The sequence below is a fragment of the Bradyrhizobium sp. AZCC 1577 genome, assembly GCF_036924575.1.
GTDB lineage: Bacteria > Pseudomonadota > Alphaproteobacteria > Rhizobiales > Xanthobacteraceae > Bradyrhizobium.
Map to the genome: position 1 here is coordinate 6,511,390 of NZ_JAZHRQ010000001.1, position 21,055 is coordinate 6,532,444.

General features: G+C 58.3%; 20 protein-coding genes and 3 pseudogenes. 13 read left to right on the forward strand and 10 right to left on the reverse strand.

Going from position 1 to position 21,055, the window contains the following annotated elements; genetic code table 11:
• Nucleotides 1-48: 48 nt before the first annotated feature.
• From V1278_RS30745 to V1278_RS30770, 7 genes and pseudogenes are all read left to right on the forward strand, one after another.
• Nucleotides 49-1,488 (forward strand): annotated as a pseudogene (locus V1278_RS30745) (tetratricopeptide repeat protein); the annotation flags it as partial.
• A pseudogene (locus V1278_RS37065) lies at nt 1,457-1,564 on the forward strand (hypothetical protein); the annotation flags it as partial. The pseudogenes V1278_RS30745 and V1278_RS37065, both read left to right, overlap by 32 nt.
• 57 nt (nt 1,565-1,621) lie before the next feature.
• Nucleotides 1,622-2,110 (forward strand): tetratricopeptide repeat protein, encoded by a 489-nt coding sequence (locus tag V1278_RS30750; protein ID WP_334383348.1) that lies wholly within the window; start codon nt 1,622-1,624, stop codon nt 2,108-2,110.
• A 486-nt stretch (nt 2,111-2,596) separates the two neighbouring features.
• Nucleotides 2,597-3,391 carry a hypothetical protein gene (locus V1278_RS30755; protein WP_334367012.1) on the forward strand — a complete coding sequence of 265 codons (795 nt, stop codon included), beginning with the start codon at nt 2,597-2,599 and terminating at the stop codon, nt 3,389-3,391.
• Nucleotides 3,381-4,103: a metallophosphoesterase family protein gene (locus V1278_RS30760; RefSeq protein WP_334367011.1), complete on the forward strand. Its 723-nt coding sequence runs from the start codon at nt 3,381-3,383 to the stop codon at nt 4,101-4,103. The genes V1278_RS30755 and V1278_RS30760 overlap by 11 nt, the downstream gene beginning before the upstream one ends.
• 222 nt (nt 4,104-4,325) lie before the next feature.
• On the forward strand, nt 4,326-4,553 hold the full coding sequence (locus V1278_RS30765) for a hypothetical protein (RefSeq protein ID WP_334383349.1): 228 nt from the start codon (nt 4,326-4,328) through the stop codon (nt 4,551-4,553).
• A complete protein-coding gene (locus tag V1278_RS30770) occupies nt 4,550-5,059 on the forward strand; it encodes a hypothetical protein (RefSeq protein WP_334383350.1) in 510 nt (169 codons plus the stop codon). Before V1278_RS30765 ends, V1278_RS30770 begins: the two co-directional genes overlap by 4 nt.
• Before the next feature lie 335 nt (nt 5,060-5,394).
• Here V1278_RS30770 and V1278_RS30775 read toward each other — a convergent pair whose 3' ends face one another.
• The 3 genes from V1278_RS30775 to V1278_RS30785 form a co-directional block, all read right to left on the reverse strand.
• The gene (locus V1278_RS30775) at nt 5,395-5,778 is read right to left on the reverse strand and encodes a hypothetical protein (RefSeq protein WP_334367008.1); all 384 of its coding nucleotides are present in this window, start codon (nt 5,776-5,778) and stop codon (nt 5,395-5,397) included.
• Between the two features lie 62 nt (nt 5,779-5,840).
• Nucleotides 5,841-7,208 (reverse strand): phenylacetate--CoA ligase family protein, encoded by a 1,368-nt coding sequence (locus V1278_RS30780; protein WP_334383351.1) that lies wholly within the window; start codon nt 7,206-7,208, stop codon nt 5,841-5,843.
• An 810-nt stretch (nt 7,209-8,018) separates the two neighbouring features.
• Nucleotides 8,019-8,243 carry a hypothetical protein gene (locus tag V1278_RS30785; RefSeq protein ID WP_334383352.1) on the reverse strand — a complete coding sequence of 75 codons (225 nt, stop codon included), beginning with the start codon at nt 8,241-8,243 and terminating at the stop codon, nt 8,019-8,021.
• A 345-nt stretch (nt 8,244-8,588) separates the two neighbouring features.
• On the opposite strand from V1278_RS30785, the gene V1278_RS30790 reads away from it, so the two are divergent.
• Nucleotides 8,589-10,523, forward strand: coding sequence for an alpha-1,4-glucan--maltose-1-phosphate maltosyltransferase (locus V1278_RS30790; RefSeq protein WP_334383353.1), 1,935 nt, complete (start codon nt 8,589-8,591; stop codon nt 10,521-10,523).
• Nucleotides 10,524-10,528: 5 nt separating this feature from the next.
• Entirely contained in the window at nt 10,529-12,094 is a 1,566-nt protein-coding gene (locus V1278_RS30795; RefSeq protein ID WP_334383354.1) for a putative maltokinase, read from the forward strand.
• Here the strand turns inward: V1278_RS30795 and glgX are convergent.
• From glgX to V1278_RS30805, 3 genes are all read right to left on the reverse strand, one after another.
• Nucleotides 12,091-14,322 carry a glycogen debranching protein GlgX gene (gene glgX / locus V1278_RS30800; protein WP_334383355.1) on the reverse strand — a complete coding sequence of 744 codons (2,232 nt, stop codon included), beginning with the start codon at nt 14,320-14,322 and terminating at the stop codon, nt 12,091-12,093. The two genes, V1278_RS30795 and glgX, sit on opposite strands and share 4 nt — an antisense overlap.
• Nucleotides 14,323-15,021: 699 nt before the next feature.
• Complete coding sequence (locus V1278_RS37070) at nt 15,022-15,210, reverse strand: putative zinc-binding metallopeptidase (protein WP_442894654.1); 189 nt, start codon at nt 15,208-15,210, stop codon at nt 15,022-15,024.
• A gap of 30 nt (nt 15,211-15,240) precedes the next feature.
• On the reverse strand, nt 15,241-15,453 hold the full coding sequence (locus tag V1278_RS30805; RefSeq protein WP_334383356.1) for a hypothetical protein: 213 nt from the start codon (nt 15,451-15,453) through the stop codon (nt 15,241-15,243).
• A 677-nt stretch (nt 15,454-16,130) separates the two neighbouring features.
• Between V1278_RS30805 and V1278_RS30810 the strand changes: the two are divergent.
• Nucleotides 16,131-16,205, forward strand: a pseudogene (locus tag V1278_RS30810) (transposase); the annotation flags it as partial.
• Nucleotides 16,206-16,383: 178 nt separating this feature from the next.
• Here the strand turns inward: V1278_RS30810 and V1278_RS30815 are convergent.
• The 4 genes from V1278_RS30815 to V1278_RS30830 all read right to left on the reverse strand — a co-directional run bounded on the left by V1278_RS30815 (nt 16,384) and on the right by V1278_RS30830 (nt 18,036).
• Nucleotides 16,384-16,638, reverse strand: a complete 255-nt coding sequence (locus tag V1278_RS30815; protein ID WP_334367568.1) for a hypothetical protein — start codon at nt 16,636-16,638, stop codon at nt 16,384-16,386.
• Nucleotides 16,639-16,864: 226 nt separating this feature from the next.
• On the reverse strand, nt 16,865-17,347 hold the full coding sequence (locus V1278_RS30820; protein ID WP_334383357.1) for an MSMEG_1061 family FMN-dependent PPOX-type flavoprotein: 483 nt from the start codon (nt 17,345-17,347) through the stop codon (nt 16,865-16,867).
• Between the two features lie 114 nt (nt 17,348-17,461).
• Nucleotides 17,462-17,638 (reverse strand): hypothetical protein, encoded by a 177-nt coding sequence (locus V1278_RS30825; RefSeq protein WP_334383358.1) that lies wholly within the window; start codon nt 17,636-17,638, stop codon nt 17,462-17,464.
• 167 nt (nt 17,639-17,805) lie between these two features.
• Complete coding sequence (locus V1278_RS30830) at nt 17,806-18,036, reverse strand: hypothetical protein (protein ID WP_334383359.1); 231 nt, start codon at nt 18,034-18,036, stop codon at nt 17,806-17,808.
• A 93-nt stretch (nt 18,037-18,129) separates the two neighbouring features.
• On the opposite strand from V1278_RS30830, the gene V1278_RS30835 reads away from it, so the two are divergent.
• The 3 genes from V1278_RS30835 (at nt 18,130) to V1278_RS30845 (ending at nt 20,423) form a co-directional block, all read left to right on the forward strand.
• Complete coding sequence (locus V1278_RS30835; protein ID WP_334383360.1) at nt 18,130-18,432, forward strand: DUF6854 domain-containing protein; 303 nt, start codon at nt 18,130-18,132, stop codon at nt 18,430-18,432.
• Between the two features lie 610 nt (nt 18,433-19,042).
• Nucleotides 19,043-19,510 (forward strand): hypothetical protein, encoded by a 468-nt coding sequence (locus tag V1278_RS30840; RefSeq protein ID WP_334383361.1) that lies wholly within the window; start codon nt 19,043-19,045, stop codon nt 19,508-19,510.
• A gap of 352 nt (nt 19,511-19,862) precedes the next feature.
• Complete coding sequence (locus V1278_RS30845; RefSeq protein WP_334383362.1) at nt 19,863-20,423, forward strand: globin domain-containing protein; 561 nt, start codon at nt 19,863-19,865, stop codon at nt 20,421-20,423.
• Nucleotides 20,424-21,055 lie beyond the last annotated feature (632 nt).

Below are 21,055 nucleotides of genomic sequence, written 5' to 3' on the forward strand. Positions count from 1 at the left end.
CAAAATATGCGCCGCGCTTTCGGCTGCGCGCTTTGGATGGAGGATCAGATGTTGCCGCGCTGCCTTTTGCTGGCTCTGGCGTTCCTTCCGCTGCTCGCGCCGCAGGCCCGCGCGGCGGACAAGGCGTGGGAGGATTGCGGTCAAACGGCCGATCAGGATCGCAAGATCGCCGGATGCACGAAGGTGTTGGGCCGCGGCGCCGCGGAGAGCGAGACAAACCGCGTCACCGCCTACGTCAATCGCGGCTATGCCTACAGCACGCGCGATTACGACCGCGCCATCAAGGATTTCGACGAGGCAATCCGTCTCGATCCGAAAGCTGCGCGTGCCTATAACGCTCGCGCCCGCGCGTACTACATGAAGGGCGACCACGACAGCGCCATCACGGATCTGGACGAGGCGATCCGCCTCCATCCACAATATGCGCTTGCTTACAACAGTCGCGGCAAAGCCTACCACAGCAAGGGCGACAACGACCGTGCCATCAAGGATTTCGACGAGGCGATCCGCCTCGATCCGAAACTTGCGGATGCCTATAGCTATCGCGGGCTTGCCTACGCCGACAAGGGCGACACCGACCGCGCGATCAAGGATCACGACGAGGCGATCCGCCTCGATCCGACATTTGCGGAGGTCTATTTCAATCGCGGACTTTCCTACTCAGGCAGGCGCGATCACGACCGCGCCATCAAGGATTACAGCGAGGCGATCCGCCTCGATCCGAAAAATTCGAGCGCCTGGTTGCATCGTGGGGGCGCCTGGTTCTTTAAAAACGACTACGACCGCGCCATCAAGGACTACGGCGAAGCGATACGACTCGATCCGACATATGGGCTTGCCTATGAGATTCGCGGGCGGGCCTATGAAGACGAGGGAGACTCCGCCCGGGCCAGGAAGGATTTCGACGAGGCGGAACGGCTCCGGCGGCAAGCCGCGCCAGCGCCTGACAATCGCGGCATGGCCTCCTCCGGAAAGGGTGACTACGGCCGCGCCGTCAAGGAGTACGACGAGGCGATCCGACGCGTGGTTGCCTATTTCAATCGCGGATATGCCTACTCCGAAAATGGCGACTACGACCGCGCCATCAATGAGTACGACGAGGCAATCCGTCTCGATCCGAAATTTGTGACGGCCTGGTTCAATCGCGGCAACGTCTACCTGAGCAAGGGCGATAGCGACCGCGCCATCAAGGACTTCGACGAGGCCATCCGCCTCGACCCGAAATTTGCGGATGCCTGGTTCAATCGCGGGTCTGTTTACTTCAACAAGGGCGACACCGACCGCGCCATCGAGGATTTCGACGAAGCAATCCGCCTTGAGCCGAAAAATCCGATGGCCTGGTACAATCGCGGAACCGCCTACTCCGACAAAGGCGATAAGGATCGCGCCATCAGGGATTTCGACGAGGCGATCCGCCTCGATCCGAAGTACGTGGTTGCCTGGTACAATCGCGGCAATGCCCACAAGGGCAAGGGCGATCACGACCGCGCCCGCCCGGGATTACAGCGCGGCGATCCGTCTCGATCCGAAACATGCGCGGGCCTACGGCGGTCGCGGCGATACCTGGCGCGGCAAGAGCGATTTCGAACGCGCCGCCAGGGATTACGACAAGGCGATCGAGTTGGCCGGCAAGCCGGAGAAGGCGCACTGGATCTACTGGTACTTTCGCGGCGCGAGCTACGAGCGGCTCGGCAAATGGCCCGAGGCCGAGGCGGATTATCTCAAGGCGCTGGAGCTCGATCCCGATCAGCCCTCGGTTCTCAATGAACTCGGCTTCAATTGGGTCGATCGGAATCTCAAGCTGAAGGAGGGCCTGGCGCTGCTCGAGAAGGCCGTAAAGCTCCAACCGGACAACGGCGATATGCTCGACAGCCTCGGCTGGGCGCACTACCGCCTCGGCGACTATCACGAGGCGATCAAGCTGATAGAGCGCGCGGCCGCTCTCGAACCAAAGAGCAGCGAAATAAGAAACCATCTCGGCGACGCGTACTGGCGGACGGGACGCCAGGACGAGGCGCGCAAATCCTGGGAGCAGGCCTTGTCGCTCAAGCCCGATCCAGCCGACGCGGAGGGGATCAGGGGCAAGATAGCCCGAGGGCTGGAAAAATGAGGGCTGTCGACACGATCGGCCACGTCCGCCATTGGCCCTTCTGAGACGTGCGCGTCCGGCCGAACGTCCGCTTTGCGCCAATACCGGTCGTTCAGTATGCGATAAGCGCAAGAAAAATAGACCGAAGAACGTCTAACTTCCTAGCCAATGTTTGATGGCTTGGCGCAGTCGATACGCGCAATTAGTCGAAGAGCGGCGCGAGCGGACTCGTTCGAGGCTTGTAGGCTCCTCGACGAGTCCGCAACCGCCGCTGCATTTGCCCTACACACGCGAAGCCTACCCTTCATTCCAGTTGCGTCTGTACGATACTGACCACATAAGAACGGAATCCGCGTCGGTGCGGCATTGCGGTTACGCCTCGATAGTCTTGATCGCGCACGCCTTCTGCTGCCGCCGCGGCCGTTCGCGCCGAGTCGTTCAATTCGGAACTCAAGGGAACTTCCACGATGCGCGCCGATTAATATTCAGGAACAAATGGAGTGATCAGTGCTCGCGCGAGATCGCCCAGCGCCGGGTACGGAACGTTCGACAGATGTCGATGCGTTCAAGCTCGCGTCTCTTACCCAAAGGGAGCAGTTCTATTCAAATGTCCTGAGGGATCTCCTCGAATCGGATCTTCCGTTCATGATCGGAGGCGGGTACGCCGTAAATCTTTATACCCACGCACGGCGCCCGACAAAGGACTTGGACATTTTTACAACTGCCGCGGAATTCCCCCGCCTGCTCTCTCACCTGCAGCGGAACAATCGGGTATCGGCGGATGAGAGTTGGCTGGGAAAAGTTCACCGCGGCCGCGATTTCGTTGACGTCATCTTTGGTTCCAGCAATGGCGCCGTGCCGGTTCAGGAAGAGTGGTTTCAGTATGCAGCACAGGCTCAAGTGCTCGGGCATTGCGTGCCTGTGATCAACCCCACCGAGCTGATCTGGTCCAAGGCGTTCATCCAGAAGCGGAACCGTCATGATGGCGTCGATATCGTCCATCTCATTCTTAAGCAGCGAGAGGCAATCGATTGGCAGCGCCTGATCATGTACATGAACCCACATTGGGAGATACTGCTTTGTCATCTGCTCACGTATCGTTGGATCTATCCGAGCGAGCGAGATGCCATTCCGGATTGGCTGCTTGACGATCTTCTTGAACGATTGAGTCGGCAGCGGGAAGATCCGCCACCGGCGACGAAACTCTGCCGCGGTCGGTTGCTTTCCGGCTCCGATTACCGAAGTGCGACCGAGAAATGGGGCTTCCTGAACGTCGAAGACGAGTGCGGCAATGAACGATGATGCAAGTTCATTCACATTTGCAAGCATCGGAGATCTTCATGTGAAGGATGGGCAGTCGGGCTCGCTTCGTGAATTGTTTCAAGCAATCTCGAAGAGTGCCGGTGCCCTGGTCCTTTGCGGCGACCTCACCGATACCGGAACTCCGGCACAGGCGGAAATCCTCGCTAAAGAGCTGCGTGCCTGCTCTATCCCAGTAATCGGCGTCCTTGGGAATCACGATTACGAGTCGGGACATGCCGACGAGGTGAAACGAATCCTTTGTGACGCGGGCGTACACCTGCTCGATGGCCAGGCAGCCGAAGTTAATGGCGTGGCATTTATTGGTGTGAAAGGCTTTGCCGGCGGATTTGGTCCACGAATGCTGAGCTCTTTCGGCGAGCCGGCGATCAAGACGTTTGTTGCCGAAGCGATGAATGAAGCGATGCGGCTGGAGAACATCATGCGCACGGTGAACAGCCGGCGCGCCGTCGTGGTCCTTCACTATGCTCCGATTGTCGACACGGTAGAGGGTGAACCTCTCGAAATTTATCCCTTCCTCGGGTGCTCGCGCCTTGCAGAGACCATTGACCGCTTCAAAGTATGCGCCGTCGTGCATGGTCATGCGCATCGCGGGAAGTATGAGGGCCGCACGCCCGCCGGAGCGCGAGTGTACAACGTCGCCATGGGCGTGCAGAAGCCTTCAGGGTTGCCCTATGCGCTCATTTCCGTCTGACGGTAGGAGTTCACCTGAAAGCCCCTTGCATCGAGCGAGTCGTCTCTGGGCAGTCAGTCATCCAAGTCCACGCGTACTTTCGGATTCGCGCCAGGCCGAACAGGCCTTCGGTCGCAATCCGGAGAGTACTTTGCATCCCGCGAGGGTATTATGTACGACGTACCATCCAGGATTAAGGCACATTAGACGGTCCTTCGTGAATCTCACCTGAGGAGAAGCGCGATGAGCGACGCATTGCACCCATTGTTGAAAGTAGCACTGGAAGCGCATGGTGGGCACGACCGCTGGGTCAAGTTCAAGGGTATGGCATCGACCATCCTGACCGGCGGCAAGCTCTGGGAGCTGAAAGGCGCGCCTTTGATCCCGGTGCCGCGGCGCACGCGCGACGAGCGAATTCCACCGCCAGCGGACACAGGTTACCCCCTTTTGGCGAACCGGATTGGACGATGACCTGGACGCCCCTGCATGTGGAGATCACCGTCGGAGATGGCTCGATTATCGGCGCTCGCGACGATGGACGCGAGGCATTCGATCGCAGCTTCGACGGGAAATGGGATCCGCTGAACCTCGCCTACTTCAACGGCTATGCCATGTGGACCTACCATGCGACGCCGTTAGTGTTCGGCGAGCCGGGCTATGAAGCGCACGACGTTGCTCCGATCGAGAATGAGGGTGAGACGCTTCGTGGCGTAGCCGTGCGATTCCCGGAAGGCGTCCACAGCCACACAAGGGAACAGCGCTTCTACTTCGGCTCGGATGGGTTACTCCGCCGCCACGACTATACGGTTGATGTATGGGCGGACACGCCCGCCGCGCACTTCATATTCGACGATGTCGACGTCAACGGACTGAAATATCCCAGCCGTCGCAGCGTGTTCAGGATCCATCCGGACGGCACGCTCGACCGAGATTTCAACGCCGTCACGATCGAGCTGTCGAATTACGTGCTGTTCTGAGCGTCCGCGCTTTGCGGTCAAACTTCCGTGTTGGTCGGACTGACCTATCGCACTCGGACGTAGTAACCCCGGAATGCGCGCCGAAGTGACGCCGTCTCTCGTGGGGGTCGCTTTGCGTTGAGGAGCGCCCGAAATAAAAGGTGGAGCGTATGTAAATGATATCGAGCCGAAGACAGCGCTTGTGGTCGTCATGACATGGTCGTGTTATTGGGCTGAGAGAATGGCCGTCAGGGGCCGGACCTCTCGCGATTTCCGCTTTTCCGCCGCTCGTGGGAGCTAAGCAGACACCACTTAGAAATTGCAGAAGGGTCGCGATTGTGAGCATGCGCCATCCGCTAATTCAGTTTGCCCTTTTGGGCATCGGGCGATGGATGCGTGGCCTTTGCCGAATTGCGCGCCTCCATCCGGTCAGCCAGCATCCGAAGCTCATCCGCAAGAACGGTCCCTTTCGGAACCGGATAATCATGGGAAATGCGATCATTCATATAAACGCGGAAAACCATTTCTTCCGCAGTCTCAACGATCTGCACTCGTTCAATGCTGGGAAGGGCCATGCTGTCTGCGGCCGGACTTCCAATCGCCTCCTCTAACGAGGTCCTCAACGCACCGATAAGGTCTGCCGTCTCTACTGTGCTTAGAGCGATTTCGTGTTCACCGCGCTCATCGGTGAACCCAATAATCACCCTTCCATCCCGTGAATCCGTATAGGTTAGTTTCATAACCTTGGCTCTCGTTAGGGCCACTTAGCAGCAGCGCGATCCGCCTAAGCTCTCATCAGTCTTCAAGCGCTCGAAACCAATGGGATGACGGTGCGGCACTTTCCGGCGGAAGATGGAACTGGCGGTTCGGCCGCCAACTCAACAGACACGTGACCAAGCCCATGCTCATTCAACAGCTTGGTCAATTCGGAATGCACCGCCCGCCAAACCCGGTTTGGGTCTGCGTCGGCTGCGGGATGTAGGCGAACGCGCAATTGTGTTGGCGCAGTCTGCACTATCTGAAACAACTCCACACCGGGTACATGATCGATCTCAAGCGCGAGCGGTGGCACTGCGACTTTCTCTCCGCGTTCGGCTGGGAAGGTGAGGATGTCGGCAGTGCGGCCCCGCACGCGGATCGCCGGAAGCGGGTTGCCGCAAGGACAAGGATCAGGTCGTCGCAGGATGCGGTCGCCTAGATCGTAGCGGAGGATCGGCTGCACGCGATTGGCGAGGTTGCTCACGAGGACCGTATGCGACTCCTCGCCTTGCGGAACCGGCCGATAGCTCGCATCGACGGGTTCGAGAATCACCCAATCGCTGTTGATATGATACCAACCGTGTTCACAGCCGATGGCCATGAACAGGCATTCCGTCGCGACGTAAACGGTCCGGACCTTGGCGTGGAATGCCCTTGCGATCCGGTCGTATCCGTCCTGCGAAAGCCCTTCCGAAGTCGGAAGAACCAGCACCGGCTGAATATGCAGGCGACCGGCATCCTGCTCGGCGGCCAATAGTGCCATGACGCTGGCGTATCCGATGAGCAGAGCCGGGCGGTACCGATTGAGTTCGGCGACCAGATTGCGCAACGGCGCCTGCGCCGGAAGCGCCCGTAATCGTCGGGCCGACCGTTTTGTGCGGATTGCAGCAAAGCTGGTTGCGCCGATGTAATGGCCGCCCATCGCCAGGACCGACGCCGCGCGGCCGCCGCGGACGAGGAGACGAAACATGTCGCTGGCGCTAAGCCAGCCCATCATCATGCGCAGCGAAAAAGCGAGAGTGACCGTCCAATTGTGTGTGTCCAACAGAAATATTCCAGGTGTCCCGGTGCTGCCCGAAGTGGTTGCCACGGAATACTTGCCAAGGAGACGTTGCCCGATCAGCTCAGGGTTATCGACGAACGCTCGCACTGCCGCGAAACTAACCTCGCGGTCGGTAACCCAGTCGTCAAAATGACGCATTAGCTCTTGCTTATTAGCCACCGGGAGCACGGACGAACTCTCAATCCGCTCCGGTAGACCCTGATAGAGTTCGCGATAATAGGGCGAGTTGGCGCGAGCGAAGGCGACGGCCTCGCCAAGCCGAGCGCGTTGTCGCTGGGCGATGGCGTTGAGACCTTGCCTTCTTGCGCAGTGCGCATCGAGCAATACCGATGAGATGCTTTCGCTCATGACAGTGAACCCACAGCGGGCGAGCGCGTGGCGATGACATTCACGTCGCACCACCGCGCAAGAGGCTCGCGAAGGCTTACAGGATCATCAGACGAAAACGGCCTATAACTAACCAACCGCGCCCAACTCGCGGCGCAAGCGCTTGCGCCGCGTGGGGCGCGGAGGTTGATGCTCGCTTTCTCTGGCCGCTAGGACGCTGGCACTGTCGGCGCTGGCCCCGTCGGGCACTGGCACTGTCGACTCAGGTCCGATGGCGCTCGTGGCGCGAGAGACCGTCTCGATCAACCCGCCCTTGATGTAGACCCGCGCAGGCAGCGGACCCAACTCACGACTAGGTGAAAGCCGAGATCCGGTTAGGGCTGATCCGCCCGACCGGACCACGGGCGTCGCGCCCTATCGCATCCGGATGGACGAGACGCCAGCGGCTGCTCGAATGACGCCAACGTGCATTCTTTGATGCGCGTGCGGAGCGGGTCGGGCCGAATGTCCGGTTTGCGCCAAAAGCTGCCCTTGGCAGGCTCGAGATCCAACTTCCGCTTTACCCCCGAAAACAGACTCAACTCGGAAATCGCGGCATGTCCGAAAAGTGCCAAACGCGGACTTTGGCTTAAGCCATCCGTAAAAACTAATAAGCTTGGGCCGCGGTCCTAGCTTTCAGCAATGGCCTGCGGGGCTCGCCTCCGGCTGCCCATCGCCAGTTGCCCCGGCGAATAGGGACTGTCGTGCTTACCGCAGTTGCGGCGGCGTGATCGGAGCGCCATGCTGGAGGGCGAGCGGGCATTTTTGCTTATTTCCCTGAATCTCGAACAATCAGGGGACGTGATCCTTCCTGCCACCACTAATGCTGTAGGGCTTGTTGAGGAAGTACTCGCGATTGCCCAGCGCCTTCTCCGCGTACTGGTCGATGGCCACCGCGATGACCTGGACGTGCTGGTAGCAGTACCCCTCCCGCGCCGCCATCAGCTGCACCTTCGCGAGAGCTTTAACCCAAGGCGTGTTGTCGGCTTGTTCGTCGATACTATGCCTGCGCGTCATCCGGGTCCTTTTTCATGTTGCCGATTGTCTCCGTTTTCGGGCTATGATGACATTCCTCGTTAATGCGCGCAGCCGCGCACTTTAGGCCGCGGCATGTTTAGCGACCAGTCCGTTAGAACTAGTGGTGGCAAGAGGATAAGCACTGATGCGTAGCGGCAACTCGAAATATTCGAGTGCCTCTTGGTAGCTCAATGCGTCGCCGAAGACCAAGATAGATGGTCCGGAAAGTCTAACCGCGTTATCCCCAAACAGTTCCTTCCCGAGGCGCCGGCAGCACTCAGGAACCAATCCGGCACATTCGGCATTCGTACATAAGTCTCTGTGCTGCCGCGTCCCCATCATGCCATGAGCGCTCCTGTAAAACAGGCTTTTCATATCGAGGAGATTTTCCCCTCAATTGACTGTGGCCGCTTTGCGGTCAAACGGATCGTGGGCGAGGCCGTCGAGGTCTGGGCAGATATCTATCGCCACGGCCACGATGTCGTTGCCGCCGACTTGATATGGCGCCGCGAGCCCGAATCCGATTGGCAGCGGACCGCCATGATTCACCATGGCAATGACCGCTGGGTGGGATCCTTCGTGCCTGAGAAGACCGGCCTCTACAGCTACGCGATTGAGTCGTGGACTGACGAATTCGCGACGTGGCGACATGGCTTTGAGCAAAAACGGAAAGCTAATGTGGCGACCGAGCTTGACGCCATGGAGGGAGCTTCCCTGCTTACCCGCGCCGTGAGCGGCGGTCAGAAAGCTACAGTGAAGATTGCACGTGCATGCGAAACCTTCTTACAGTCGGGCAAGTGCGAGGTCCTGCTCTCCGATGACCTCAAAAAGGCGATGGCTGAAGGGCAAGAGCGTACGGATCTCACCCGATCGAAGCCGCTTACACTCATGGTGGATAGGCCCCAGGCTCGCTACAGCTCCTGGTACGAGATGGTGCCGCGCAGCCAGAGTCCTCACCCGGGACAGCACGGCACGTGGAACGACTGCATTGATCGTCTTCCTGACATCCAGGCCATGGGCTTCGATGTCGTGTATTTGACGCCCATCCACCCGATTGGACGCACGAACCGCAAGGGACGCAACAATGCTCTCAGGGCGATCGACGGTGATCCGGGCAGCTTTTACGCGATTGGCTCACATGAGGGTGGACATGATGCCATCCACCCGCAGCTTGGAAGCCTGGATGAATTTCGTCGGTTTGTTGCGGCATGCGCTGCCGCCGGCATGGAGGTCGCGCTCGACTTCGCTATTCAATGTTCACCGGATCACCCCTGGCTCAAGCAGCATCCGGAGTGGTTCAAACGCCGTCCAGACGGCTCGATGAAATACGCGGAGAACCCCCCAAAGAAATACGAAGACATCGTGAATGTTGATTTCGAATCAGACGATGCTGAGGGGTTATACCGAGCGTTGCGCGATGTCATCCTGTTCTGGGTCTCGCAAGGCGTCAAAATCTTTCGTGTCGACAACCCACACACGAAGCCGTTTCGCTTTTGGGAATGGCTGATCAAGGAAGTACAAGCGCGCGATCCTGACGTGCTGTTCCTTTCGGAGGCATTCACCAGGCCCAAAGTCATGAAGGGGCTTGCCAAGCTCGGCTTCACGCAGTCTTACACGTACTTCACGTGGCGCACGGAAAGATGGGAGATCGAGCAATATGTGAACGAGCTCGCGGGTTACCCCGAGCGCGAATTTTATCGTCCTAATTTCTTTGTTAGCACGCCCGACATCCTGCCGTTCCATCTTCAGCGCGGCGAGCCATGGACGTTCAAGACGCGGCTTGCGCTGGCCGCAACGTTATCAAGCAACTACGGCATCTATAACGGTTTTGAACTCCTCGAGCATGAGCCGATACCCGGCCGCGAGGAGTATCTCAATTCCGAAAAATACGAATTGAAATCCCGCGATTGGGACAAGCCCGGAAACATCAAGCCTTATATCGCCCAGATCAATCGTATCCGACGCGAAAACCCGGCACTGCAACAGACCTCCGCGATCCGGTTTCTGCCCGTGGAGGACAACTCGGTCATAGCCTACGTCAAACATTCCGCCGATCAGACAAACGTAGTCGTGACCGTCATCGCGTTAACGGGTGGTTTCCGGGAATTCTGGCTCCCGCTCGGTGATGTGCAAGTGCGGCCAGGCCATGGCGACTTGAAGCCCGTGACCGCGCTCGAAAACCTCAAATCCGGTCCGACCTCGCCCGTCGCCTATGGCGGGATGCGGCTTTGGATCGATCCCATACACGATCCCGTGCTTATTTTCCGATGCTTGGGTTAACGAACATGGGAACCGCCGGTGAAAAACTAGCGTTCTTGGACATACCGGAAGGTTCCTCATGGGTTGCGAACAGAGAGGTGACCGCAGCTCTCGAAAGACATTTTCTTCCGGCCTATCTCGCCAAAGCCCGGTGGTTCCCTGGTAACTCTGAAACGCGAATTAAGCCAAAGATCATTGCACGCCTTCCTTTCACCACGGACTCAACCACTTTCGCCATCATCGAAACCAACCATCACGCGCGCTATCTCCTGCCCTTACGGGTCGACTGGTCCGTTGATGCGGCTCCCGAACTGGATAAATCCATCGTGGCCCGTTTGCACCAGGGTAAGCGTGAAGGATTGCTGTGCGACGTCGCTGCTGACCCGGCTTTCATCCGACGAATCCTTGAGCACCTTCGACGGGAGGCCTCCATCGCCGGCTCGGGTTGGCGGCTAGACTTCAAGCCCACGAGCAAACTCGGGAGCCAACCACCGAATACTCCATCCCGGATCCGCGCAATTCAAGGCGAACAATCTAACAGTACGGCGCTGGTTGATCAGGACTATGTCGTGAAGCTGTACCGCCAAATCGAGCCTGGCGAAAACTCCGAAATCGAGATGGGACACTTTCTGACCGAGGCCGCGAACTTTGCGTATACGCCCGCGCTGCTTGGCCACCTCGAGGCTGCTCATGCTTCGGCGAGTTATGCCCTTGGTATCGTCCACGCATTTGTGCCGAACCGCGGTGATGCCTGGACCTGGTCGGCTGAGCGCCTCAGCATTTACCTTGACTCTATGGGGAAAGGCTCTGAAGAACGCGACAAAGCGATCACCGCACGGCGGGATTATCTCCAGTGGGTGCGGCGTCTGGGATGCCGTGTCGCGGAGATGCATCGCTCATTGGCGAGCCGCGATGACATAGGGGCGTTCAAACCTGAGGCGATCGACGAAGGCGATCTCGATTTCTGGATCGGCGACGTTATGGAGCGCGCTGCTCGTATATTCAAGAGGTTGGAGGAATCGCCGCTGGATGTGAACGACCGCCCCCTCATGGAGCGCTTGTTGCGGGTCAAACCCCGACTGTATGATTACGCAGCTAACCTTATCCGTCCTTCGCTTGGCCGCTGCAAGATACGCCATCACGGCGATTTGCATTTGGGCCAGGTGCTTGTAGCCAATGAGGACGCAGTCATCATAGACTTCGAGGGCGAGCCCAGCCGACCCTTGGCCGACCGGAGGCGCAAGGCTCCTGCTGCGCGCGACGTCGCAGGTGTTTTGCGCTCACTGGACTACGCCGCCATGGCCTCGAGGCAGCAGAGGCAGAAGTCAGAAAAGCTCAACACCCTGACGTCGCGAGCCTTATTCGCATGGCGCCAACAGTCCACCGATGGCTTTCTGAGCGCTTATCAGGAAGCGATAGGCGCCTCGGTTCTGTGGCCTGACCGCGCCGAGGATACGAAAGCGATGTTGAATTTCTTTCTGCTCGAAAAAGCGCTCTATGAGGTCGAATACGAGCTTTCCTACCGGCCGGCTTGGATTTCCGTGCCATTGCAAGGCGTCCTGCGCGTTCTCGAAGAAGGAGGCGTGGCCTAGACCGGAAGTGGAAATTCGGCAATATCCATGATGGCACCAAGACCCTGGCGGAGCCGTCGCGTCATGGTCTCTTCCGTCGCGAGGCCGAGCGCCAGCATTGATCGACCAGCGGCCTTTAAGCGATGGCCAAAAGGATAAACCGTCACCGTCACATCCGGTACATGCGTATCAATGAGCCCGGCCCAGGCGCGGCCCTGCGGCACTTCGGGCAAGACGAATTCGACGAAATCATGATGCGCGTTATAAATAAGCAGCAGCGTCGCATCCGAGCCTTGCCGTTTGACGCCAGTGTCCTGGGCCCTTCCGTCAAGCAGCATACCGAAACATCGCGTGGCCGGATTGTCCCAATCCGCCGTTGTCATCTCCAGGCCGTTCGGAGCGAGCCAGCTTACGTCCTTCACGTCTAGTTCTTCATTGACGTTGCCGATGACGAACCTTGAGCGATGCAGGATGGGAAAGGCCTGCCGTGTCGCGATTAGCTTGCGGACGAATTCCCGCAACGCGCGACCTTCGGCCGAGATACCGATCCAGTTGAGCCATGTCGTGTCATTGTCCTGAGCATAGGCGTTGTTGTTGCCGCCCTGGGTATGGCCAAACTCGTCACCCGCGAGAATCATAGGCGTCCCGTGCGACAGCAGCGTCGTCGCTAGGAGATTGCGCTTTTGCTGCTCGCGAAGCTCGATGATCTCTGGATCATCAGTCGGCCCTTCAGCGCCGTGATTCCACGAATGATTGTCCGAGTGTCCGTCGCGGTTGTCTTCGCCATTGGCCTCGTTGTGTTTATCATTGTAGGAAACGACGTCGTACAGTGTGAAGCCGTCATGCGCCGTAACGAAATTGACGGACGACCATGGCCTGCGGCCACGCTTGTTGAAGAGGTCGCCCGATGCGGTGATGCGCCGCGCAAATTCGGGTGTCATGCCTTCATCCCCTTTCCAAAAGCGCCGCACGTCATCCCTGAATTTATCATTCCATTCCGCCCATCCCGGGGGAAATCGGCCGACCTGATAGCCGCCCGGGCCTACATCCCAAGGCTCGGCGATCAGCTTGACAGACGAAAGGATCGGATCCTGCCGACAGGCATCCAGAAAGCCGCCGCCTTCATCGAAACCGTAGGGCTCCCTCGCAAGAATGGTCGCAAGGTCGAAGCGGAAACCATCCACGCGCATTTCGGTCGCCCAGTAGCGAAGGCTGTCCGCGACCATCTGGAGCACGCGCGGGTGCGACAAGTTTACGGTATTGCCGGTACCGGTATCATTGATGTAGTAGCGCTTCTGGTCCGGAAGCAGGCGATAATAGCTCGCATTATCGATGCCCTTGAAGGAAAGCGTTGGCCCGAGTTCGTTCCCTTCGGCAGTATGATTATAGACGACGTCGAGAATCACCTCGATACCATGGGCGTGGAACTGATTGACGGCTTCCTTGAACTCATTCGCAAAAAGCGTCTTGAGATAGCGCGGCTCGGGCGCGAAAAATGCCAGCGAGTTATAGCCCCAATAGTTACGCAGGCCCTTCTCCGTAAGATAACTATCGTCCACAAATGCATGGATGGGTAGAAATTCAGCGCTCGTGATCCCAAGCGCGCGAAGATAAGGAGGGATATGCGGATGGCAAAGTCCGGCGAAGGTACCGCGGTCGCCTTCTGGTACAAGCGGATGGCTTCGGGTAAAACCTTTGACGTGCATCTCGTAAAAGATGGTGCGGTCCCAGGACACCTCGGGCTTTGCCGCACGGCCCCAGGTGAAGGCGGGGTCTATCACGCGGCATTTTTGCATAAGATGCGCGCTGTCGCGTGAATCGAAGGACTTGTCCTTGTCCGAGTGACCGAGCTCATAGCCGAATAATTCTGGTCCCCAACGCAGCGCGCCCACAAGCTGCTTAGCATAAGGATCAATCACGAGCTTGTTGGGATTGAAACGGTGTCCCGCATCTGGCTCGTAAGGGCCGTGGACCCGGTAGGCGTAGACTGTACCCGGACGTGCGGTCGGTATATAACCGTGCCAGACTTCATCGGTGTATTCGGGCAGCTCGATGCGTTCGATCTCTTTCTTTCCGCTGTCATCGAAGAGGCAGAGCTCGACCTTGGTGGCATGAGCCGAAAACAGTGCGAAATTAACGCCAAGGCCATCCCAGGTGGCCCCAAGCGGAAAGGGCTTACCTTCCAGCACGGTAGCACGCCGAAGGCTTGCCGCCGCCCGGGCTAGTCTCTTATCCTTGACCTTGTTCATGAACAATCCCGGAACGCATCCCCTGCAACGCGCAAGGGCGGCTGTCCGCTATCCAGTAAAAGCGCTATCCATGCTTTGGTTCCCGTCACCCACCAGGCATAAAAAGCAGCCGCCCTTGTTCGGAGCGACCCTTGAACTCCCGCAGCTTTAGCGATCCAAAGTCTTTGTATGCCGCTCGATCCGGGCCCGTGTCTGAAGCGAAGGGACTCTACCGGCCATCGGCTACGTTCAATACTGACATTACGGACGGCGTGCCGGTGAGTTAGCGCAGAGCCATCTTTTGCAACTCGCCGCTCAATCGGTCGAGCATAAGGCTTGCGCAGGATTGAACACTGCGAAGCAACTTAACTTCGCCATGCCTCCTCCGACTGGTGTGGATGGAGCCTGGCTTTGTCCTCCTCGTATTCCCTGATGAGGTCAGCGAGAGCTTCGCGCGTTAGCTTGTCATCGGTTGAGTTTTCTAATCTCCGACACGCTTCGATCTTATAGTCCAGCTCGCGGCACAAATCGCACATGCGCACCTCCTGTATCATATCGGGAGCACACACTATCTCCACCCGCGTCTTTGGCTGACCATTGCTGGTGATGTGCTACAATGCGATTAGACCGGCTTTGTTTCAAGGGAACGTCACCTGGGCGACTGTCCCCCTACCCCGCCGCCGGAGCCGGCGGTAACGCCGACCGCTCGCGTTGAACCAGCTATTGAATAAACGCCAGCTTGCCGATCACCGGGCGCGTCAACACGAATGGGTACATGTCCGAGGTGCCGATGGCGCGGCACAGGCTGTCCATCGCGAGTACGAACAGAAACCACGCCCGCGTCGCGGCATCGAAATCCTCGATCGCATGGTGTCGAACTCGACCCTCGCGCGCAGACCGCCAATGCAGTCGGCGGCCAGTCGACCTTCCTGACGCTCGTCAGTCGTTGACCAGGGTGCCGATCAACTGGAGTAGAGCCTGGTGTTCGGGACCGTTGGCGCCAGCTCGAAGGAATTTTCCGATTTCGATCAGGGACGCACGTCCCCCGGAGCTGGCATTGGGCTTGTGCTCCACCATCGCGACACCCGATTGCGGATCGCGGACCAGCCGCCAGACGTCACCGTTGGCGCTTTTGTAGAGAATTCTTGTCATGCCTTTTCAACCAGGTGATCTCCGAGGGGTTCCTGGAGGGGCGGGCGGAAGAACCAAAATCCCCGACGGACGTTGGATCCGCATGTCGGACGCTTTTCACTATTTCCGAGCCCATGCTGTCCGAGCGCTTTGCAAGGCTCGGGCGATGCCCGTCGGACGGATGAGGCATCTCCAGATCGTGGTAGGAAGGATCTATCACCTCCTGACGAAGGAGGCCGCACACGGCCCGAACCTACATCACATGGATGACTTTCGGGCGGCACAAAAGCTCGAGAAATCGCTCGACTGATGGGCGTGGCACATCGAAGCGGCGCCCGCGGAGAATTGTGTGCGCCGCAGGAAGAAAGCGGGTGTCCGGCGGGAGACGAAAAGTTCTGGCAACCGTCGTGCATCTCCTGGAGACCACGTCCCTGGTTCGCACCCCGCTCCCGGCCGCTGTCGCGGCGACCCGCAAACGGAGATTCGGCCCGCTAGTTAGAGCGGAGATAACTATGGCTCAAGCGTTGTTCGGCTTGGGTCATGACGCGATTTCACTTCCGACATCCAGCAAATAATGAACCATTGGTGTTTCGTGCTCAGGCCAGAAGTCACCAAGGGCAAACGGTTGCGCCGCGTGCCCGTCCACAAGCACCTCGTCGAGCAGGGTCCTCGAATACGTGGAAGAACGGCGGAAGATCGGCGTTCGTTCCGAACGGCGGTTGTGCGAGGAGGTGCACCTGAACCTCGCTTATCGCTGGTTCTGCCAGCTCGGCCGGAAACTCGCAAAGCTGATCCCGATCCCTGCGCTCCTGCCCGCTTAGGCACAACCAAGCACCCGTGCGCCGGTCGCATTGTCCGATCCCAAATTGCCAGTTCGCGGACTTCTTCAACACAATCCGCCAGAAGCTACCCTCCCCGCGGGATCGCGTCTTTGACTCACTACCGCGCAGTTCAGTATCGTCGACCTACAAACGTGCCGAGCAAGAACGCTATCACCAACGAGTGTAGGGGAGCCGCAAGCGTCATCCGGCGCAAGTGATCGGCCAGGGGTTCGGTAAGCGATCGCGACCTTGGCGCAAGCGGTGCGGAATTGCCCGTCATGTCGTCAGTCATGTCACGTATGGCCTCGGAAGCGTGCTCGATCCGCTCCTGGTCGCTCGTCAGCCCGGAAGCTTCGGTCATCGCAGAGGCGTCGGTCATGTCCATGGGAGTTCTCCCTTAGCTTCTCTTCAAGCAACTGGCGTGAGAAACCTTAGTTCCTGGGGCCTTGGCCCTGACTCCACGTCGCACCTAGGGATCCCGCTCGCGTCAGTCTCCTTTTGGGTCAAAAGCGTCGTTTTCACCGTCCGACGAAGACTTCCGGTGTATCCCGGTGAACGGACATCGTCAGGGCCGGTCGGCATGTCTCAAAAGTGCCACCAGCGGACATCCCTCACAGCCTTTCCTTGTGACCTTTCTCGATGATGGCCTGCATCTCCTCGACGCTGTGCTGTGTCTTGGCGTGAGCGACCAGCGTTGCAGCAAAGGATGGCACGGCGGTTGGCTCGCCCCATGTATCGGGTTGCCAGAGACCAGATCTCATCATGCACCTCGGGCAGTGTGAGAAAACCCTTTCCACTCCCACCATCAAGACGTGATTTGGCGCCTTGCCATTCACCTTCATCGAATCTCGGAGGATATCGTCTCTCACGATGATAGCCTTCCCGCTTACCCGAAGTGTGTGTGTCACGCCCGGAATAAGGAAGATTATTCCGACGTTCGGATTTCGAAGCACATTGTGGAAGGTATCCAGGCGGCGGTTGCCGAGCCTGTCAGGAATCGCAAGGGTGTGATCGTCGAGCACCTTCACGAAGCCTGCAAGGTCGCCCTTGGGTGAAATGTCCAGCAGACCGGATTGGCCGGCGCTCTTCTTCATTCGAGACGACTTCGTTGAAACGTTCTCGCAGATCAGTAATAGTAGCCATGGCGTATTCCTTTGCCTCGTCCTACGGCGTGCGCATCCGGCACCTTGCACAGAATGTCTTCGCGCTTAGTAAGGCAATAGCTCGGAAGCTTTTGTCCCGGCCAGGCTGTGGAAATTCTTGCAATGACCTATGACTGTACTGGCGGCTTGACGCTCGGTCGAAGGTGAGTACGACGACGGCATGGTGGTTGCAGTAGTAAGAACGGCAACGACTGCAATTGCAGATATGATCAGATGCTTCATGGGAAACCTCCTGGTTTCCTTCCACGAAGGTACGTTCGACAGCTTGATGTAAGGTTCAATGGAGCACGGCCACGGATAAGATCTGCACGTTCTTGCGCATTGTCGCTTCCCATTGAGATAAAAGAGGGAAATCGTTTCGATGGAACTTGTTGTTGAAAAGCACTCGATCACATTTGGATGATCTTTATGACCGCCAACCGCACCTCGAGGGGGCGCATTCTTGCCCACACGCAAAACCATCGGTCATGCGGCGCTGGCGACGTCCTCTTTTTCGGTTTTTCGGGGCCGCGTGCCACTACCTTCATTGCTTTGTCCAGCATCGCTTGCTGCAAAGCCTTCGCTTCTTGCCATGACGCGCGCATCCAGACGTTGCGCCCCTCATCGGTTGTCAGGATCACCGGCATCGCCTCCTTGAACCTTGGGGATCGTCCCCTAGACCGATCTAATGGTCCCCGGATTTCAGGGGATGGAACTAAGGGGAGGAAGTTCGCATGCCGACGATCACGCAATTCACGCGCTTTAAGAGCGACAAGACCGAGGAAATGGTCAAGACCGCCAAGCAAGCGAAGGCAATTTTCGAAAAACATGGTGCCGAATTTCTTCGGATGTCCCGCTTCCACACCGGCATGTGGGCGGGAGAGTGGTTGATTGTCACGCGCTACGCCAGTTGGGAAGTGTATGGCAAGACGCAGGAGAAGGTAGCAAACGACCCGGAATTTGCGAAGCTGTATGCACATACAGCTACCTTTGCCGAACTAACGGGCCGCAACGTCAGCATCGGCGTCGATCTCTGACAACGCCGTGACGCTTCCCGCAACCTAATGCGCGGGTTGCGGGAGGCGGACTTGAAATCCGTGCCGCCTGAAACACGGTAGATCACGCGCGCTATGTCTGGGTGGATCCGGATGAAGAAAGGTAGTTTATGACGACGTGGTTGGCACGGACCTGTCGGTCTTCATCAGTATGTCGCGAACTGGGCACGCGCTTCGCGCCGGGCGCATGACCGCCCGTGAACCTACAAATCTCCGGCGGTCGGCTTGCCAGAGTCCGCTACGCCTCGATAGAGACAAAATTTCTCAGTGCAGCGATATGACGCGATGTGCCAAGAACAGACTTCGACAGACCACCAACGGAAGCGAGCCCAAAGCGTCGCCTGATCAGTCGCTCAGTTTGTCAAGAACCCAACCCATGTTCGATTGAAGAACAGCTCGGCTCGGCCCGTACAGACGGAAATAGGCGAACCGCGATTTGCCCCGGGATCATCGGCACCAAATCGCGCGAGGTTGGCTGCAGCGTCGCGGCCAGCGCTACAGGTCAACGCTAACTGATCCGCAGGGCTTGAAGGTTTGGAGTGAGCGCCCGTGCAAGCAACCCTCATGTTTCTGGGCGTAGGCAAGCACGCCCATGATGATCAAAACCACCACGACCAATCCGACTACTAGGTTCTGCACCATGGCTGTCACTCCAGGTGAACTCATGAAGGCGACCGGCTCGAATCGTGGGGATCAACGCCGGGGCAGCGCTCCCTCTCGAGCCGATCATGGGGCTGGGGCTGAAATGATCAGCGAGAGGTCGCGCAGCCAAAGAGAGCACAACCGTCGACCTGATGGCAGTGCAAACTTGTTGCCGCGCTGCGCAAATTCGATGCGCGATCAGAAGCCGCGTCTTCGAAAATTCGCCCGTTTGGCCGCCATTGCGGCGATGCTGGCGCTTTCCGCGCGAGCGGCCGAAATGGACCTCGATGATCAGCTGCTCGTGCGCCTGCCGGCGCCCCCCGAAGGACGCCGTGCCCCGCTCCAGGTGATGGACGGCAATTACCAGAGGCTAAGCGGCGTTTGTCCATGGTGGAACGCCATGGTCGCCCGGCAATGACCTGAATTCGATTCCCGCGAAAATCAACAACGGCCGATTTCTGCTTCGGGATCATTTTCGGGCTTCGGCGCGCTCCTGAATGATTTCCGATTTACCACGAGGAACGGACTCCAGCTGTTTCCCAACTCGCGCTGAGAGCGCCATCGCTCAGGTAGTGAATCAGCGGCGTTTTTACCGGGAACCTTTTCTATTCAATCCCATCCAACGGGACGGCAACAAAGCGCTGATGGGAAAGTAGGCGGCCGCGCGCAGAGCCGACGGACCCGTTTGTCACCGGTCGTTGCCAAACTAGTCCAGCGTCCACACCGGCTGGAAGGGAACACCTTCGAACCATCATCAAAGGAAGTAACCAATGGCACGACCTCTTTCGACTTCCATGACAAGACGAAACATTATCGCCGGCCTGGCGCTGGCCGCCGCCCCGGCGGCCTTGGCCGGAGCTGGCAACGCGTACGCGCAGGCGCAGCAGACCAAGCCCGAAAAGGCTCTGTATGAGCGGATGGGCGGTGTTTTCGCCATCGCGGCAGTAGTTGATCACTTTAGCGATGCCGTCGTGAAGAATCCCATCGTTGGTCAGAAATCCCAGAACCCGCAGCTGAGGCAATGGCACACCAAGAACCTGACGAGGCTGCCAGGTCTCAAGTTCATGCGCACGTTATGGATCTGCGACGTTTCGGGTGGGCCTTTCCAGTTCAAGGCCACCAAGCCCGGGACGACGCCGCTTGGCCTTGAGGAGGCCCACCGCGAGCTCCGGATCTCCCCGGCAGAATTTGACGAGGTCGCAGTCGAACTCGGTCGGAGCCTGGATTTCGCCAAGGTTCCGAAGCGCGAGAAAGCCGAAGTCCTGGCAGCCTTTGCCACCCACAAAGGCGAGGTCACTGCCGGTTACCTCGCGCGCAGTAAGCGCGGCTGAGGCATCCAAGTTTTCTCCACAAGCGATCCCACTCAGTCAATGACGAGCGGGATTGTAGCTGCTTCGTAAGGCCGCTTCGTGCCAACAGGCGACATTCGAAAAAGATAGGCTCCCGCAACTGAGGCAGGCCTTACTGCTCTGGTTCAAAGCGTTCTATGAAGCGGTCGGCTTGTCAAAGCTCAAGGGCGTGGTCATCAACGGCGACCTTACGAGCCGCTTCTCGTCAGAGCAGCGGATATCGACCCGATTGATAACGTGGCCGTCCGGCCCGATAACGTAGGCCCGGTTCTTAGATCAAACGCTCTATCGTTGATCCGCCTGAACCTGCCGCCCTAACGTTAAAATTGGCCTGATGACCCGATGTACCAGAGAAGCCCCGGGCTAGTCATCGGTCCGGAGGCCTCAAGAAGGGGAGCGCGGTAGCCGGACCACCGCACAGGCGGCGTGTGTAACCGCCCGCTGGACGGCTGGGTTTTGGCTATTAGTAGTATACGTGCGGGAAAACGAGGGGAAGCCAATGCTGTTCAAGAGATTTCGACGGGCCGTTGAACCTAATCCCAGCAAATGGAAGCGAATTGAAGAAACGCCTATTCCGTTGAGCCTCGGTCGGATTTGGCTCGTTGATAAGATGG